The following is a 16,647-nucleotide window of genomic DNA, read 5'->3' on the forward strand; positions in this document are numbered from 1 at the left end:
CTCCTTAAATTGGTTTTCTGGCCCAGCTGCCGTAGGCGCCGTAGGAATACGTGGGAGGTTTGAGCACGTCGGCGACGACGGCCGCGTTCAAGGCCTGCTCGTAGGCGACGCAGACGGCCGCCTCGCCCGTGCCGACGATGCCCAGGTACCAGGCGCTGGCGATCTGGCGCGGCAAGGCCGCCAGCGGCGACTGGGCCGGATCGAGCCCGTCGAGCGCTTCCTGCAGGCCTGCCGCCTGCAATCCCTGCGCATTGATCAGCGCCAGCAGCGCACGCACGTTGGCGGGAAAGGCGGCGTCCTGCGCCACCAGCGCGTCATACAGGCGTGTGGCCAGCACCGGGTCGAGCACTTGCCGTCCCACCAGCATGGCCGACACGCCGAGGAAGGCGCCCTGCTCCGCATTGGCGACCGGTTCGGCCAGCGCCCAGGGAATCAGCGCCGCAGCCGAAGCCGACAGCAGGCCGGCCAGCACCATGCGGCGGCCGGGATTCAGGGGGCCGCGGCCCTCCTTATTATGTGTAGCGTCCAATTGAAGCTCCCGTGAGTTCAGCAACCGTTCAGAAAGAATGCTTGAGACCGACCATCACCACCGTCTGCCCGCCGTTCGACGACGGCGTGCCGTTTTGCGAATCGCCGACCGAGGCGACGGCATTGACGATGGCGCCGCCCTGGTCCAGGGTCTGGCCGCGCGCCAGCTGGCGCGCTTCGATCAGGTAGATCGCCGTGCGCTTCGACAGCGCGTAATTCTGCTCGAACGACAACTGGCGGTAGCGCGCGCGGTCGGCGATGCCGTTGGCGTGGCTGGCGAAGGTGTCGCTGTAGCCGGCGGACAGGAACCACTGCGGCGTCAACTGGTAGCTCGAGATCAGCCCGGCAGTGTTGAAGATGGCCGTGTCGCGGAAGGCCGAGCGGCTGCCCGCCTGGTACTGCACGTTGCTGGCATTGGCGCCCACCATCCACTTGCCCATGGTGTAGCGCGCGCTGGCGGCGATGAACGTTATGCTTTCCGCCGAGGCGTAGCCCTGGTTGAGGGCCGAGATGCCGAAACTGCCCGATGCGTTGTCGCTCCAGCCGGCGCCGTTCTGCCCATTTTTCAGTTTCAGGTAGCCGAGCGCGAATTCGGCTGGCGACGTGCTGTACTTGACGGCGGCGCTGAAGCTGCTGCCCACGGCATTGCCGTCGGCTGCCTCGCCAAAACCGTATTGCGCGCTGGCTTGCAGGCCGCGCCAGGCTGGCATGCTGTAGGTGACGGAATTGCTGATGCGCACGGTTGTATCGAGGCCGTCGATATCGCCCGGGTGGGCGCCGGTGGCGCCCGTCAAGACATTGCTCGATGCCAGGGAACCCACGAGCAGGTAGTACGGCGTGTACTGGCGGCCCGCCGTCACGGTGCCGTAGGCTGTCGATTGCAAGCCCACATAGGCCTGGCGGTTGAATAGGGCGCTGGCCGAACTTTGCGCGCCCGTATCGCTTTCAAAGCCGTTTTCCAGCAGGAACAGCGCCTTCAGGTCGCCGCCCAGGTCTTCCACGCCCTGGAAACCGATCTTGCTGGCGGACAAGCTGCCGCTGCGCATATAGGTAGTCGACTTGCCGCCCTGGTTGCTCGCGTACGCAGTGGCCGCGTCGACCACGCCGTAGATGGTGACATTGCTTTGGGCGCAAACGTTTGCGCCGATGAGCGTGGAGACGGCGAGCGCCGCAGCGCGCATGCATGGTGTGTTCATTTTTTTCCTGACTTTCCTGTTTTATCTGGCGAAATACGGGCGTGGCGCCGCGTTGCAGTTCCCTCCCGCGAGAGGAGCGTCCGCTGTTCTTCTTGATCTGGATCAAGTGAAGCAAATTATACGCTTATTTACTCACATGTAAGTGATTGACTGTAAGGCTTAGTCTTATAGTAAATCCGGCAGGCGTGCGGGCGCACGCCCGGCAGCACGGGGAAATCACAGGGAAAGGCATGGGAAAAGCAGCGGCGACGCATGCTGAAAAACACGCGCCTGATGGCCGTACGGAAAGTGAAAGATGGGAGCGGGATTGCCGCTCAGCGCAGGATGGCGGGCGCCACCGGCAGGGTTTCAAGGGCAATAAACGCTTCCAGGGCGCGACGCATGTCTTCAAACACCTGCTTGCCGTACGCCGCTTCCAGGTGGGCGTATTGCAGGTCGATCAGCTTACCCATCTGCATCAGCAAACTGGCGCCCGCCTCGGACAGGTGCACCTTGCGGCGGCGCTGGTCGCCTTCGAACTTGCTGCGTCCGATCAGGCCGATCTCTTCCATGCGCGCCAGGATGCCGCTCATGCTGGGGCTCGAAATCTGGCAGATCTCGCACAGCTCGCGCGGCTCCAGGGTCGGGCTTTCATTCAACGCGCGCATGATGCGCCACTGCTGCTCCGTCACGCCGAAGTGATTGAGGATGGGGCGGAAATGCTGGAGCAGGCTGTCGCGGGCCTTCAGCAGCAGTTGCGGCATGTTCGGATAACGGATCGGTAGCTGCAAGTGGAACTCCTGGGTGGGCCAGCACAATGAGCGTCATTATACGACTGGCCCGCGGACAATAGCGGCAAAATTCCCCTTCCCTGCCGCTCCCGTGCCATGGCGTCAGCTTTTGGCTTTTCTCTGCTCGGGAATGAAGTGTTCGCGCACGGCCTTGGCCAGCAGCTCCGGTGGCAGCAAGCCCTGCCCCAGCAGGAAGTTGTTGAATGCCAGGCGGTCGAATTTCTCGCCCAGCGCCAGCTCCGTTTCCGCCCGCAGCTGCAGGATGCGTGTGTATCCATAGAAATAGCTGCCCGCCTGGCCCGGCATGTTGAAGGTGTAGCGGTCCAGCTCCTGGCGCGCCATCGGTTTCGACAGCATCACTTCATCCGTCAGGATGCGCCCCGCTTCCTCGCGCGTGACCTGCCCCAGGTTCAGCATCGGGTCGAGCATGGCGCGCGCCGCGCGCAGCATGCGGAACTGCAGCGCGATAAACTGGCCTTCGGCCGGCTCGTACGGAATCATCTCCGCTTCCGCGTACAGCGCCCAGCCTTCCACGTTGACGCTGTTGAACGCGTACAGGCTGCGCGCCTGCGACACGCCACGTTCCACCATGGCGCTGAACTGCAGCTCGTGGCCGGGGCGGCCTTCGTGCGCGCTCAGGGTCCAGGCGGCGCCCGCGAAATTGAAGTCGTCATACGCCTCGCCCTTGCCGCTGGCGGCCGGATTGCTGACGGGGAGGACGAACTGGCCGTGTTCCCCCGTATTGCCGATCAGCGGAGGCGGACGCATATGCGGCGCCGGCTGGGCCGCCGATTCGGCGGCGGAGGCCAGGCGCATGGTCATGGCGCGCGCAGGAATATCGACCACGCGCTGCCGGGCGATGCGCTGTTCCAGCTGCGTATTGACGCCCTTGTAGTGCGCTTCGAGCTGCTCGTTGGGAATCGAATCGCTTTTCAGCGCGCGCAGTACCTGGCGGTAGTCCGTGCCGTCGACGCCCTTCAACGCCAGCTTGGCCGCCACCACGGGCGCCAGCGCCTGCATGGCGGCGCGCGTTTCCAGGTAGGCCACTTGCGCCCGTTCGACCAGCGCGCGCGGCGCGATGTCGATGCCCACCTGTTTCAGGCGAAACGCATACAGCTCGGGCGCCATGCGGAAATCCGTGCGCGACAGGGGCAGCACCACTTGCTTTTCCCATGCCGCATACTCGTTCAGCTGCTGCTCCATGGCCACCAGCGCAGCTTCGGCACCCGTGATCTTCATGTCTGCGAACAGCTTGCGGATGCCGGCGATATACGTCGGCACGTTTTCCAGCGACTGCTCCACCTGCAGGCGCACGGGTCCCGCCAGGCCAGGCTGGCCGATCTTTTCCGTGAAACGCGCCTTGGCCTGCTGCGTAATCGGCGTGCTGCCCGGGAACTGGCCCACGTAGCGTTTCAGGCGCTCGAGCGCCTTGGCGCGGCGCGCGGCCGGGCGCTGCTCCTGCAGCAGGCTTTGCATGCTGCCAAAGACCATTTGCGGCACATCGACCCACGGCAGGGTGTATTTGGCTTCCAGCTGCGTGCCCATGATTTCCTGGTCGACGGCGCCGATCAGGATTTCCAGGTCCTGGCGTATGCGCTCGTCGCGTTCCAGTTCCAGCTTTTGCTGCAATTGCGCGCGCGCCTTCTGCATGGCCGCCACATGGCGCTCGGTGATGTTCGGCCCCAGGTCGGCGGCCAGGCCGTCGTACTGGGCCAGGCCCGTATCGGAGGCGTCTTCGGGCGAAAACTGCGCCTGCGCCGCCAGCACGATGGCCGCGTTGCGGTTGCTTGCTTCAACCCAGGCCGATGAAGCGCCGGCAGTTGCAGGGACGGCGGCCATGGCGGGCATGGTAAACGCGATGGAGAGTGCGGCTACCAGCACGGTCTTGCACAATTGCGGAGTGACGGACATCGGGGGATTCCTTCCTGAGGTGAACGATGAGCGAAGCGGCGAGTATCGGCCAGCCCCGGGTAACTGTCAATTCACCCCGTTCAGCGCGGGCAGGTTCCACGGCGTGACGATCTGGATCGCGGACAAGGGCAGCGCGTGCGCCAGGGCAGGCAGCGCGCCCTGCGCCCGCAGCATCTCTTGGCAGGCGCGGCGCATGTCCTGGCCCAGGTCATGGTGCAGCACGGCGTGGATGGCGCCCGACTTGAGCAGCGCCACGTTGTCCGCATCGAGGTCGTGGCCGATGAAGACCTGGCAAGGCCGGCCCGCCTGCGCGAATGCCTGCACGATGGCGGCATTGCCGCCGCCGATCGAATACACGGCGGCGATGCCTGGATGCCCGGCCAGTGCTTCACGCACCAGCGCACCCGTGGCGCCGTCGATGCCGTGGCCCTCGCTCACTTCAACGATGGATAAATGGCGGTGCCGTTCGCGCAGCGCGCGGCGAAAGCCGATCTCGCGCTCTTCCTCGCCATGAAAACGGTTGCTGCTCAGGGTCACCAGCACTTGCTGCTTCCTGGCCCGCTGGCCCGCGCCCAGCCACTGGCCGATCAGGCAGGCGGCCGTCTCGCCCGCCGCGCGGTTATCCATGCCCACGTAGCCGCGGCGCACGGAAGCTGGCAAGTCCGTCACCAGGGTCACCACGGGAATGCCGGCCGCCGCCAGCCGGTTTACCGCCTCGGCCACCGGCGGCAAGTCCGGCGCCTTCAGCAGCACGCCGTGGCTGCCGTTCTTGCGGATGCGCTCCAGCTGGTCGACGATGGCGTCCACTTCCAGGGTTTCATGCAGGTGAAAGCGCGAGCGCAGCACGGCCGGGTGCAAGGACGGCAACTCTGCTTCCAGTGCGGCGCGCACGGCGTCCGTAAAGCGGCGCGGCGCCACCATCAGCACGTCGAGCATGAATTTTCTGCCGGCCAGGCCCACCTGCGTGCTTTGCCGCGCCAGCTCCTCGAGCGCCTGCATCACGCGGCGCACGGTATTGGCGTGCACGCCCCCGCGCTGCTTGATCACGCGGTCGACGGTCGCCACGCTGACGCCGGCCTGCAGCGCCACGACCTTGACGGGAAACGGATGCGTCATGCCATGCCCATTCCATTGATGGTTTTTTGATGGATTTTCTGATGAAAAATGCGGATTTACATACCTATACTGATTCTACAACTTAAAACATCAGGAGACACCGCATGATCATCCAAGACGCCGCGCCGCCCGCCCCCTTCTGGCTGTCGCCGCAAGATTGCCGGCTCGATGATTTCATCCGCACCGTCAGCCAACGCACCACGCTGGCCGACTATCCCCACGCCGCTGCGGTGGAAGACAATATTCTCGTCTACGACTGCGACCAGGTGCGTGCGCTGGCCGCCAGTACTGCGTCGCTGCGCGCGCTGCAGGCAGAATGGGGGAAGGCGCTGATGGATGGCCCCGGCGTCATCGTGCTCCAGCGCGCCGTCGACGACACGGCGACGCTGGAACAGGTGAGCAGCGTGTTTCGCGCGCTGATCGCCGAACAGCATGCGAGCGGCCAGGCGGGCGGCGACCATTTCGCCAAACCGGGCGCGAACGACCGCATCTGGAACGCCCAGCAAAAACTGTGTCTGCGCGCGCCCGAAGCGTTCGCGCGCTATTACGCCAATCCCGTCTTCGCGTGGATCGCCGAGGCGTGGCTGGGTCCCGCCTACCAGATGACGGCGCAAGTGAACGTCGTCAACCCGGGCGGGGCGGCCCAGGCGCCGCACCGCGACTATCACCTGGGCTTCCAGAGCGCCGCCAGTTGCGCCGCCTATCCCGCGCCCGTGCACCAGATGTCGGCCGTCTTGACCTTGCAGGGCGCCGTCGCCCACTGCGACATGCCGCTGGTATCGGGCCCCACCTTGTACCTGCCGTATTCGCAGCGCTACCAGGCCGGCTTTCTCGCCTGGCAACAGCAGCCCTTCCGCGACTATTTCGCGCAGCATTGCGTGCAGCTGCCGCTGTCACAAGGCGACGCCGTCTTCTTCAACCCTGCCCTGTTCCATGCGGCGGGCCATAACCGTTCGTCCGACATCCGCCGCATGGCCAACCTGCTGCAAGTGTCGTCGCCGTTCGGGCGCGCGATGGAAGCGCTGGACCGCCGCGCCATGAGCGCCGCGCTGTATCCGGTACTGCAGGCGCTGCGCGACCAGGGCGCCCTGTCCGACGACGGCATCGGCCACGCGATTGCCGCCTGCGCCGAGGGCTACGCCTTCCCCAGCAACCTCGATCGCGACCAGCCCATAGCCGGCATGGCGCCGCCCACGCAGCAGCAGCTCATGCACGAAGCGCTGGCGCAAGAGTGGCCCGCCGCCCGCTTCCTCGACGTCCTGGACAGCCATGCCTGGCGCCAGCAAGCTTGATCCCCTATCGCGACATCCTCGGAGACTCCCTATGCAAGACATCAACATCGGCCTGATCGGCGCCGGCTACATGGGCAAGGCCCACACCATCGCCTACAAGACCGTGCGCAGCATTTTTCCCACCGCCCTCAATCCCGTATGCGAATGTATCAGCACCAGCAGCGCGGAAGGCGCCGCCCGCAGCGCGCAGGAACTGGGCTGGAACCGCTCCACGGGCGACTGGCGCGCGCTGGTGGGAGATCCCTCCATCGACGCCATCATCGTCGCCACGCCGCCGGCCACGCACAAGGACATCGTGCTGGCGGCGCTGGCCCTGGGCACACCCGTGTTTTGCGAAAAACCGCTGGGCATGACGGCCGCGGAATCCCTGCAGCTGGCGCAGGCGGCGGAAGCGTCGGGCGTGGCCAACATGGTCGGCTACAACTACATCCGCACGCCGGCCAGCCAGCTGGCGCGGCAAATCATCGAATCGGGCGAAATCGGCGAGATCATCCACGTCGCCGCCGAACATGTGGAAGACTATCTGCACGACCCGCGCGCGCCTGCCTCGTGGCGCACGCGTGAAGCGACGGCAACGCGTGCCGGCGCGCTGGCCGACGTGGGCTCGCACCTGCTCAACCTGGCCCTGCGCCTGGGCGGCCCCGTCGACTCGCTGGTGGCGGACATGAATACCGTGCACGCACAGCGGCAAGGGCCCACTGGCATGGAAGCGGTGGAGAATGACGACCAGGGAAATGTGATGCTGCGCTTTGCCAGCGGCGCGCTGGGCGCCCTGACCTTCAGCCGCGTGGCGGCCGGGCGCAAGATGGGTTACACCTACCGCATCACGGGAACGAAAGGCGCGATCGCCTTCGACCAGGAAAACCAGAACGAATTATGGCTGTACGACGCCGGCCGCCCCGCGCAGCGCCAGGGTTTCCAGCGCCTGCTGATGGGCCCCGCCCACCCCGACTACCTGGCGTTCAGCCAGGGCGCCGGGCACGGCACCGGTTACAACGAGCAGATCGTCATCGAAGCGCGCGACTTTTTGCAGGCGATCGCGGGCGGCCAGCCGGTCTGGCCCACCTTCCGCGACGGCTACGAGGTGGACCGGCTGATAGCCGCCGCGCTGCGCTCCGCCAAAGAGCGCAGCTGGATTTCCCTGCGTTGAACGGCGTTTAGTAGGCCAAGCCGTAACCGAACTTGTACAGCGGACGGGCCGTGTCATACGGCACGTCCGATTTCTGCACTTGCACTTCGGCCATCGACGATGGCAGCTCGAAAGGCAGCTTGCCTTGCGGCTTGGCCTTGCCCGTCAGGACATCGAACAGCGCGCCGTCGCTGACACCGAAGTTGGCGACGATGGCGCTGGCCTTGTCCTGCACGTTGCCGAGGATGGCCGGGCGGTCCAGGTACACGGTTACCACCGTCTTCGGCGCGTATTTGGCCGCGTTCTTGATCGCCTCGTAGTCGGCGTCGCCGTCGACATAGTTCAGGCGCCCTTCATGCTGCATGCTGCCGAAGATGTAGTTCGGGTGCAGGATTTCATACGGCGCGGCCACGCGCAGCAGGGCCACGTCCGCTTCCTGCGGCGTGGCGACCACCGTGTAGCCATACTGCTTGGCCACGGCCGCATCGATGCCGTACAGGTAGACCTTCTTGACGGTGGCCGCCAGCGGCAAGACCTTGTCCTTGTTTTCCAGCAGGACCAGCGAGCGGCGCTGCGCGTCCAGGCCAGCCTCGATGAAGTCCGCCTTGCCCACCGTGGTGGCCGCATTGGCCGCATCGACGAACGGATGCTCGAACAGGCCCTGCTTGAATTTCTGGATCAGGATGCGCCGCGCCGACGCGTTGATGCGCTCCTCCGTCAACTGGCCACGCTGCACGGCTTGCGTCAGGTACGGCGCTTCCGTCACGCCGCCAAACTGGTCCATCCCCGCCGTCACGGCTTTCACGTAACGCTCGGCCTTGGTGGCGTCTTCCATGCCCCACGGCGTGCCAAAGCCCATGAAGGAAGGCGCGACGCCAGGCGCCGTGCCGTTGCGGCAGTTGGCGTCGCAGTCGGAGGTGATTCCCCAGTCGGACAGGATCACGCCTTCAAAACCGTATTTGCCACGCAGCAGATCCGTCAGCATGGTCTTGCTGAAGCCGGCCGCCACCTGTTCCAGGGTGATGCCGTCGATCGTGATATTGCCGTCCGGCAGAGCGTAGGTCGGCATGACGGAAGCCGCCTTGGCCGTGAAGGCGCCTTCGAACGGTTTCACGTGGTAGGCGAAGTTGTTGCCCGGATAGGTCATGTAGCGGCCATAGTAATTGTGGCCGTCGTAACCCTCTTTCGTGGCGCCGTAGCCGACCCAGTGCTTGACGACGGCCACCACGCTGCCGTCATGCAGGCCCGTGTTCCCGTCCTGGAAGCCCTCGATATAGTGCTGCACCATGCGCTTGGCCAGGTCCGCGTCTTCGCCAAAGGTGCCGTTGATGCGCGACCAGCGCGGCTCGGTGGCCAGATCGGCCTGCGGCGACAGGGCCTGCGTGATACCGACGGCCAGATATTCCTGGCGCGCGATGTCGCCGAAGCGGCGCACCAGCGCATCGTCGCCGATGGCGGCCAGGCCCAGGGTTTCAGGCCATTGCGAAAACCCCTTGGTGCCGGCGCTGGCGCCTACCGTGTACTGGAAATGGTGGCGCGGGTCCGTGCTGATGGACACCGGGATGCCGTGGCGCGACGTTTCGCTCAGCGCTTGCACCTTGTTGTACTGGGCCGCCATGTTGGCCGAGTCGCCCGCCATGCGCGTAATGAAGGTGTTGACGTACTGCTTGACGATCAGGTCTTGCAGGGCCGTCAAATCGTACGCGCCGCCCTGGCCGATGCCGGTGGGGTCGGCAACGGTGGGCGCCGTACCGTGCATCATCAGGCCCGCTTTTTCATCGAGGCTCATGTGCGACAACAGATCGTCGGCGCGCACCTCGGCCGGCAGGCGCCAGTCTTCGTATCGATCGATCTTGCCGTTGCGGTTCATGTCCTTGAAGGCATAGCCGTCGACCTGGATCTGGCTGTAGGTGGTGGCGCCAAACACGGGCTGCTTGTATTCCACGCTGCCGTTATTGCCGCAGGCGGCCAGGGCAAGCGTGGCGACGCAGCCGGCGACCAGGCGGGCCATCGGTTTCAAAGTGCAATTCATCATTATCTCCAAGACTGTTTTTGTAGGTATCAAGGCGCGGCAGCAAGGCCGGCCAAAAACAATATAGCGTGAGAATGCGTGAGTTTCTTGACCGCGCAGCACGCGTTTTATACCCGCGAGAACAATTTTTGGTTAGATGGCACAACAACCAACAATCTCCTACAAAGTGCTAATATTTGTGAAAAATTACTACAACAAGCAGGATAAGCAGGAGACAGCCTTGCACAAACCCGACACGCGCACGGTTTCGAACCGGATCGCGCAGCAATGCGCGCGCGCCATGCAGGCCGATGGCCACGACCCCGCCGAGTTTTTTCAGCGCACGGGCATTACGCCGGCGCAGCTGGACGAGCCGGGCGGCCGCATCAACGCCGAGCGGCACCGCCGCATGACGGCCTATGCCCAGCAGCTGCCGCAGCACCGCGGCTTGCTCGACCTCGACGTGACGCACTGGTTCGCGCATTACTCGGGAATCGCCCACGTCTGCTTCAACCGCCCCACCCTGCGCAGCGCGCTGCACGAGCTGCTGCACTTGCGGGGCCTGATCGGCGAATTCGATTTCATGCTGATGAGTGAAAATGGCACGCGCATCGAAATCGAATACCTGTCCGAGTTCTGCCCGTCGGGCGGCGCCATGCAGGCGCTGGCCAATTTCCGCATGCTGTCGCTGGTGGCGCGCGCCTACGACGATGGCGCGCCCACCGCCTTTCGTGCCAGCTTCCAGGGCAAGGCGCCATGGTTCGCACCGGCCATTTCCGAGTGCTTCGGCGCCGCCGTCGCTTTCGGCCAGGCGCGCAATACATTGACGTTCGATGCACCGGCGCTGGACCGGCCCTTCGCCCAGTTCAACGCCATGCTGGCGCCGCACGCGCTGCGGCACGCGCAGGGGCAATTGCAGCAGCTGCAGGGGGCGCAGCTGTTTTCGGCCCGCGTGGAGCAAGCCATCATCGATCTGCTGGGCCAGCAAGGCGCGGGCGACGCCGATAGCGCCTCGCTGCTGCCGGCCCTGTGCGACGGCCTGGCGATGAACCGCTGGACCCTGCAGCGCCAGCTGCAGCAGGAGCAGACCTCGTTCCGTGCACTGGAACTGCGCGCCAAGAGCCGCGAATCGCGCCGTTTGCTGCGCGAAACGAGCCTGAGCGTGGCGGAAATCGGCGACCGCCTTGGCTTTTCCTCGCAAAGCGCGTTCACCCGCTTCTTCAAGAACCAGTTCGAACTGCCACCGGCACGCTACCGGCAGGATGCCGCCGGAGCCTAGACGTTCAGTTGCCGGTTCATGGCGACGATGTCGTCATGGCTGGCATGCGCGCCCAGCTTGGCGAACTGCGCCGGCATCCTGTCGCGTATCGCGGCCGCCTTGCCGGGAACCGCCGCAGCAAGCGCCCTGGCCATCGCGGGCGCCTCAAGGTCGCAGCAGTAGGCGGGGGTACAGGGCTGCTGGCGCCAGGACTGCGCCAGGGTGCCGCCATCGACCGCGTCAAATCCGGCCTGTTCCACCAAGGTCATCGCCGTCTGCACAGCCATCGGGTCATCTCCGGCGACGGCAATGGCGAGGCGGCCCGGCGTGCCTGCGGGCTGGCCCAACGCGGCCAGCGTATGCGCCAGCACATTGTTGAAGGCCTTGACCACCGGACGCCCCAGCTGGGCTGACACCCAGACGCTTTCGGCCATGCCCGCATCGATCTGCGCAATCGCCGCGTCACGCATGCCAGGGTAATAATTACTGGTGTCGATCACGGTGACCTGCGGCGGCACGCCGTCGAACAGGCCGGCAGGCAGGCTGGCCATGGCCGGCAGCGGAATGGCCAGCACCACCACGTCCACGCCATCGACGGCGCCATGCACATCGGCCGGCACCGCACCGATGTCGTCGGCCGCGCTTTGCACGCCTTTGACGCCGCCGGAATTGGCGACCTTCACCTCATGGCCGGCGGACAGCAGCTTGCGCGCCAGGGTTGCGCCGATATTTCCCGTTCCAATAATTCCTATCTTCATGTTCATGAGCTCCGTGTCGTTGATCGTCCAATGTGCTGTGATTTTAGGAGCCTTATGCAATAATGGGAAGTACCCACCAAAAAGTAAGTAACCCACATATCATGACAGAACAACGGGAATGGAATTGTAGCGATCCGCAAAATCGCCGAGACTGGGCCGACGCCACCACCGAGACCCTGCGCGTACTCGAAGGCAAATGGAAGATCATCATCCTGTGCCAGCTGTTTGCAGCCAAGGCGCCTTTGCGCTTTTCCGACCTGGAGCGCCTGATCGAGGAAGTCAATCAGAAAATGCTGATCCAGCAGCTCAAGCAACTGGAAAAGGACGGTATCGTCGTGCGCAAGGTCTATGCGCAGGTACCGCCCAGGGTGGAATATGCATTGAGCGAGATCGGCCATGCGCTGGGACCGTCGATGCAGGCACTGATCGAGTGGGCCGAACTGCGGCGCGCACGCCTGGCGCACGCCGCTGCCGATCCTGCCGCGCCAGATTAAACCTGCGGCGCAGCCCTTGCCTGCCCCCGTATCCGGAACCAGATCGCATACATGGCGGGCAAGAACACCAAAGTCAGCACCGTGCCGGCAAACGTGCCGCCGATCAGGGTATAGGCCAAGGTCCCCCAGAATACCGAATGGGTCAGCGGAATAAACGCCAGGATGGCCGCCAGCGCCGTGAGGATCACGGGACGCGCGCGCTGCACGGTCGCTTCGACCACGGCGTCGAACGGCGCCAGTCCGGCCGCCTCGTTCTGGTGGATCTGTCCGATCAGGATCAGGGTATTGCGCATCAAAATGCCCGACAGCGCGATCAGGCCGACCAGTGCATTGATGCCGAACGGCTGCTGGAACAGCAGCAAGGTGGGCACCACGCCGATCAGACCCAATGGGCTGGTCAGGAACACCATCACCATCGCCGAGATCGAACGCACCTGCAGGATGATCATCAGCAAGGTCAATGCCAGCATGATGGGGAACAGCGGCAGCATGGCTTGCGTGGCCTTGGCCGATTCCTCAATGGAGCCGGCCTGCTCGATGCGGTAGCCGGCCGGCAGCTTGTCGATGACCGTTTGCAGCTGCGCCGTGATGGCGCCCGAGACGTCGGGCGGCTGCATGCCGTCGGCGATGTCGCCGCGTACGGTAATCGTCGGCTGGCGGTCGCGCCGGCGCATCACCGGTTCTTCCGAGCGCACCTCGACGCTGCCCACCTGCGACAGCGCGATGCGTTCGCCATTCGCGCCGGCCAGGGTCAGGTCGGCGATGCGCGCCGGATCGAGCCGCACGTCGCCGGCCGCGCGCGCCATCACCTGCACCGTGCGGATATCTTCGCGCACGGCCGTGACGGGCACGCCGCTGAGCAAAAACTGCAGTTGCTGCGCCACCGCGGCCGACGTCAAGCCCATCGCCTGCAAGCGCTCCTGCTGCAGGCTGAAATGCAGGGTCGGCGTGCGCGTGCCCCAGTCCGTGTTCACGGTACGCATCAAGGGGCTGGCCTGCATCACGGCTTGCACCTGGCCGGCGATGCCGCGCAACACCTCGGGATCGGGGCCGCTGACCCGGTAGGCGACGGGGAACGGCGAGTACGGGCCGAACACCAGTTGCGTGACGCGCACCCGTGCTTCGGGCGCCAGCCCGGCGGCGACGGCCACACGCAAGCGCTGTTTCAACGCGTCGCGCGCCTGCTGGCTGTCGGTGCGCACGACGATCTTGGCAAACGACGGGTCGGGCAATTCCGGTCCCATCGCCAGGTAAAAGCGCGGCGCGCCCTGGCCCACATAGGCCGTGACGATCTTCGCCTCGGGTTGGCGCGCCAGCCACGCTTCCACCTTGGCCGCCGCGCCGCTGGTCTGCCCGATCGCGCTGCCGTAGGGCAGCTGCACTTCGATCAGCACTTCAGGGCGGTCCGAAATCGGAAAAAACTGCTTCTTGACGACGGCCATGCCCAGCACGGCCAGCACGAACAGGCCGATCACGGTGCAGAACACCAGCCATTTGCGGGCGATCACGCGCCCCAGCAGCCGGCGAAAACGGTGGTAGCGCGGCGTGTCGTACAGCGCATCATGGCCACCGGCGACGTGTTTGAGTTCAGGCAGCAGCTTCACGCCCAGGTAGGGAGTGAACACCACCGCCACCACCCACGAAGCGATCAGGGCGATGCCGACGATCCAGAACATATTGCTCGTGTATTCGCCGGCGCTGGAACGGGCAAAGCCGTTCGGCATGAAGCCCACGGCCGTCACCAGGGTGCCGGCCAGCATGGGCGCGGCCGTGTGGCTCCAGGCATAGGCGGAGGCGGCGATGCGGCTGTAGCCCTCTTCCATTTTCACCACCATCATTTCGATGGCGATGATCGCGTCATCCACCAGCAGGCCCAGGCCCAGGATCAATGAACCGAGGGTAATGCGGTCGAAGTTCTTGCCAGTGGCCGCCATTACGATGAACACTACGGCCAACGTCAATGGCACAGCGGCGGCCACTACGATGCCGACCCGCCAGCCCATGCTGATAAAGCACACCAGCATCACCACCAGCAATGCGGCGAGGAACTTGAGCATGAATTCGTCGACGGCCGCGCCGATATTGACTGCCTGGTCGGTGACCTTGGCCAAGCTCATGCCCAGCGGCATGGCGGCGCCGATGGCCGTCACTTCCCCGTCCAGCGCCTTGCCCAGGTCCAGTCCGTTCCAGCCGTCGCGCATAACCACGCCCAAGAGCAGCGCGGGCTCGCCGCCATTGCGCACCATGAAACTGGCTGGGTCTTCCTGGCCACGGCGCACGGTGGCGATATCGGACAGCGTCAAGGTGCGCCCCTGCGCCACCACAGGCGTATCGCGGATCTTTTGCAGCGCGTCGAGCGCGCCGTCGAGGCGGATGAATACTTGCGGCCCGCGCGTTTCCACCGAGCCGGCCGGGCTCAAGGCATTCTGGCCGTTCAGCGCGGCAAACACGTCCTGCGCCCGCACGCCCAGGGTGGCCAGGCGCTCCTGCGAAAACTCCACGTAGATGCGTTCGGCCTGCTCGCCGATGATATTGACCTTTTTCACCCCCGGCACGTGCAGCAGCCGCTGGCGCAGGGTTTCCGCCTCGCGCACCAGCAGGCGCTGCGGCTCGCCCTTGGCTTTCAGCGCATACAGGGCAAAGGTGACGTCGGCGTATTCGTCATTGATCATGGGGCCGATCACGCCGGCCGGCAAATTGGCCGCCTCGTCGCCGGCCTTCTTGCGCGCCTGGTAAAACTCGGCCTGCACCTGGTCGGGCGGCGTGCCGTCGAGCAGGGTCAGTGTCGTGAAGGCCAGACCGGGCGTGGTATAGGTCTCGGCCCGTTCGTACCAGCGCAGCTCCTGCAGGCGCTTTTCGATCTTCTCGGCCACCTGGTCCTGCATTTCGCGCGCGCTGGCGCCTGGCCAGGCGGTGACGATGGTCATCACCTTGACCGTGAACGCCGGGTCTTCCGCGCGCCCCAGCTTGAAGAACGACAGCAGACCAGCCAGCGAAATGAGACAGATCAGGAACAGGGTGACGGATCGCTCGCGCACGGCCAGCGCGGACAGGTTGAAGCGGGCCGCGCTCATGGACGCGCTCCCGCGGCGGCGGCCACTGGCGCCTGTTCGACCCTGACCTGCTCGCCCTGGCGCAGCAGATGGGCGCCCAGCGCGACGATGCGTTCGCCCGCCTTCAGGCCATTCACGTCGGCGCCATCCTCGTGCAGCCGCAGCAACCTGACGGGCCGCCAGCTGACCTGCGACGGCGCGCCGCCGATCACCCACACGCCCTGCCCCTTGCCCGCGTCATGCAGGGCCGCCAGCGGTACTTGCACGCTGGCGGCGCCAGCTTGCGCGCCGGGCAGGAGCAAGGTGACGGTGGCGCCCAGCGGCGCGCTTGACAGCGCCGCGTCGAGCACATAGCGCGCCTCGAAGGTGCGCGTTTGCCTGTCCGCCGTCTGCGACAGCTGGCGCAAGGTGGCTGGCACGCCGGTACCCGGCCTGCCGAACAGGGTGGCCTGGCCTGTGGAGCCGAGCGCTGGGCGCAAGGTTTCCGGCAGCTGGATCGCCGCTTCGCGCCGGCCGTCATGGGCCAGGCGCACCACCACCTGCCCGGCCGCGACCACCTGGCCCGGTTCGGCCAGGGTATCCATCACGACGCCGTCGGCGTCGGCCAGCAGCACCGCGTACTGCAGCGCATTGCGCGCCACGCGGGCCTGGGCTTCGGATGCCTTGAGCTGGGCGCCGGCCGCGTCAGCCGCCGCCTTCACCTGGTCGTAGCTGGATGCCGAGATGGCGCCCGTGCCGCGCAGGTCGCGGTAGCGCGCTTCTTCATCCGTCGCCTGGCGCGCGCGGGCGCGGTCAGCCGTGACGGCGTCCTGCCGGGCCTGGAACAGCAGTTGCAAGTCGTCGGCGTCGAGGCGCATCAATGGCTGGCCACGGCGTACGGCCTGGCCGGCGTCGACCAGCCGTTCGCGCACCTTGCCGGCCACGCGAAAACCGAGATCGCTCTGCACGCGCGGCGCGACCACGCCCGTGAAGCTGCGCGTGCCCGCTTCGGCGCCTAGCACCGTGACGGCGCGCACCAGCGGCGTGGCCGTGCGCGGATCGGCCTGCGCCTTGTCGGCGCAGGCGCTCAACACCAGGGGTAAAGTTGAAATGACAACAGATGAAGCGAGGCGGCGCCAGCGCATAGGAATT

13 protein-coding genes are annotated in these 16,647 nt (G+C 65.6%); 4 read left to right on the forward strand and 9 right to left on the reverse strand.

The window, feature by feature from the left end; genetic code table 11:
* Positions 1 to 4 precede the first annotated feature (4 nt).
* The 5 genes from MRBLMS1_RS00995 to MRBLMS1_RS01015 all read right to left on the reverse strand — a co-directional run bounded on the left by MRBLMS1_RS00995 (position 5) and on the right by MRBLMS1_RS01015 (position 5,521).
* On the reverse strand, positions 5 to 529 hold the full coding sequence (locus MRBLMS1_RS00995; protein ID WP_485877231.1) for a sugar dehydrogenase complex small subunit: 525 nt from the start codon (positions 527 to 529) through the stop codon (positions 5 to 7).
* A gap of 28 nt (positions 530 to 557) precedes the next feature.
* A complete protein-coding gene (locus MRBLMS1_RS01000) occupies positions 558 to 1,724 on the reverse strand; it encodes a porin (protein WP_485877233.1) in 1,167 nt (388 codons plus the stop codon).
* 314 nt (positions 1,725 to 2,038) lie between these two features.
* Complete coding sequence (gene hpaR / locus MRBLMS1_RS01005; protein ID WP_223278727.1) at positions 2,039 to 2,494, reverse strand: homoprotocatechuate degradation operon regulator HpaR; 456 nt, start codon at positions 2,492 to 2,494, stop codon at positions 2,039 to 2,041.
* A 102-nt stretch (positions 2,495 to 2,596) separates the two neighbouring features.
* Positions 2,597 to 4,405, reverse strand: a complete 1,809-nt coding sequence (locus MRBLMS1_RS01010) for a DUF885 domain-containing protein (protein WP_485877235.1) — start codon at positions 4,403 to 4,405, stop codon at positions 2,597 to 2,599.
* Positions 4,406 to 4,471: 66 nt separating this feature from the next.
* The gene (locus tag MRBLMS1_RS01015; protein ID WP_485877236.1) at positions 4,472 to 5,521 is read right to left on the reverse strand and encodes a LacI family DNA-binding transcriptional regulator; all 1,050 of its coding nucleotides are present in this window, start codon (positions 5,519 to 5,521) and stop codon (positions 4,472 to 4,474) included.
* 104 nt (positions 5,522 to 5,625) lie between these two features.
* On the opposite strand from MRBLMS1_RS01015, the gene MRBLMS1_RS01020 reads away from it, so the two are divergent.
* Positions 5,626 to 6,813, forward strand: coding sequence for a phytanoyl-CoA dioxygenase family protein (locus MRBLMS1_RS01020; RefSeq protein ID WP_485877238.1), 1,188 nt, complete (start codon positions 5,626 to 5,628; stop codon positions 6,811 to 6,813).
* A 31-nt stretch (positions 6,814 to 6,844) separates the two neighbouring features.
* Positions 6,845 to 7,963: a Gfo/Idh/MocA family protein gene (locus MRBLMS1_RS01025; protein WP_485877240.1), complete on the forward strand. Its 1,119-nt coding sequence runs from the start codon at positions 6,845 to 6,847 to the stop codon at positions 7,961 to 7,963.
* Between the two features lie 7 nt (positions 7,964 to 7,970).
* Here the strand turns inward: MRBLMS1_RS01025 and MRBLMS1_RS01030 are convergent, their stop codons facing one another.
* Positions 7,971 to 9,977: a glycoside hydrolase family 3 protein gene (locus MRBLMS1_RS01030; protein ID WP_485877242.1), complete on the reverse strand. Its 2,007-nt coding sequence runs from the start codon at positions 9,975 to 9,977 to the stop codon at positions 7,971 to 7,973.
* Between the two features lie 217 nt (positions 9,978 to 10,194).
* Between MRBLMS1_RS01030 and MRBLMS1_RS01035 the strand changes: the two genes are divergently transcribed.
* On the forward strand, positions 10,195 to 11,232 hold the full coding sequence (locus tag MRBLMS1_RS01035) for a helix-turn-helix transcriptional regulator (RefSeq protein ID WP_485877244.1): 1,038 nt from the start codon (positions 10,195 to 10,197) through the stop codon (positions 11,230 to 11,232).
* Here MRBLMS1_RS01035 and MRBLMS1_RS01040 read toward each other — a convergent pair.
* Positions 11,229 to 12,065, reverse strand: coding sequence for an NADPH-dependent F420 reductase (locus MRBLMS1_RS01040; RefSeq protein ID WP_456149954.1), 837 nt, complete (start codon positions 12,063 to 12,065; stop codon positions 11,229 to 11,231). The genes MRBLMS1_RS01035 and MRBLMS1_RS01040 overlap by 4 nt on opposite strands.
* A gap of 5 nt (positions 12,066 to 12,070) precedes the next feature.
* Here MRBLMS1_RS01040 and MRBLMS1_RS01045 point away from each other — a divergent pair, with 5 nt between their 5' ends.
* Positions 12,071 to 12,463: a winged helix-turn-helix transcriptional regulator gene (locus MRBLMS1_RS01045; protein WP_456149955.1), complete on the forward strand. Its 393-nt coding sequence runs from the start codon at positions 12,071 to 12,073 to the stop codon at positions 12,461 to 12,463.
* Here the strand turns inward: MRBLMS1_RS01045 and MRBLMS1_RS01050 are convergent.
* Positions 12,460 to 15,537: an efflux RND transporter permease subunit gene (locus tag MRBLMS1_RS01050; protein ID WP_485877245.1), complete on the reverse strand. Its 3,078-nt coding sequence runs from the start codon at positions 15,535 to 15,537 to the stop codon at positions 12,460 to 12,462. The two genes, MRBLMS1_RS01045 and MRBLMS1_RS01050, sit on opposite strands and share 4 nt — an antisense overlap.
* Positions 15,534 to 16,640 (reverse strand): efflux RND transporter periplasmic adaptor subunit, encoded by a 1,107-nt coding sequence (locus tag MRBLMS1_RS01055; RefSeq protein ID WP_485877247.1) that lies wholly within the window; start codon positions 16,638 to 16,640, stop codon positions 15,534 to 15,536. The genes MRBLMS1_RS01050 and MRBLMS1_RS01055 overlap by 4 nt, the downstream gene beginning before the upstream one ends.
* Positions 16,641 to 16,647: the final 7 nt, after the last annotated feature.

The sequence above is a fragment of the Massilia sp. LMS1-1-1.1 genome, assembly GCF_040815535.1.
In the GTDB taxonomy this organism is placed as follows: Bacteria; Pseudomonadota; Gammaproteobacteria; order Burkholderiales; family Burkholderiaceae_D; genus Janthinobacterium; species Janthinobacterium aestuarii.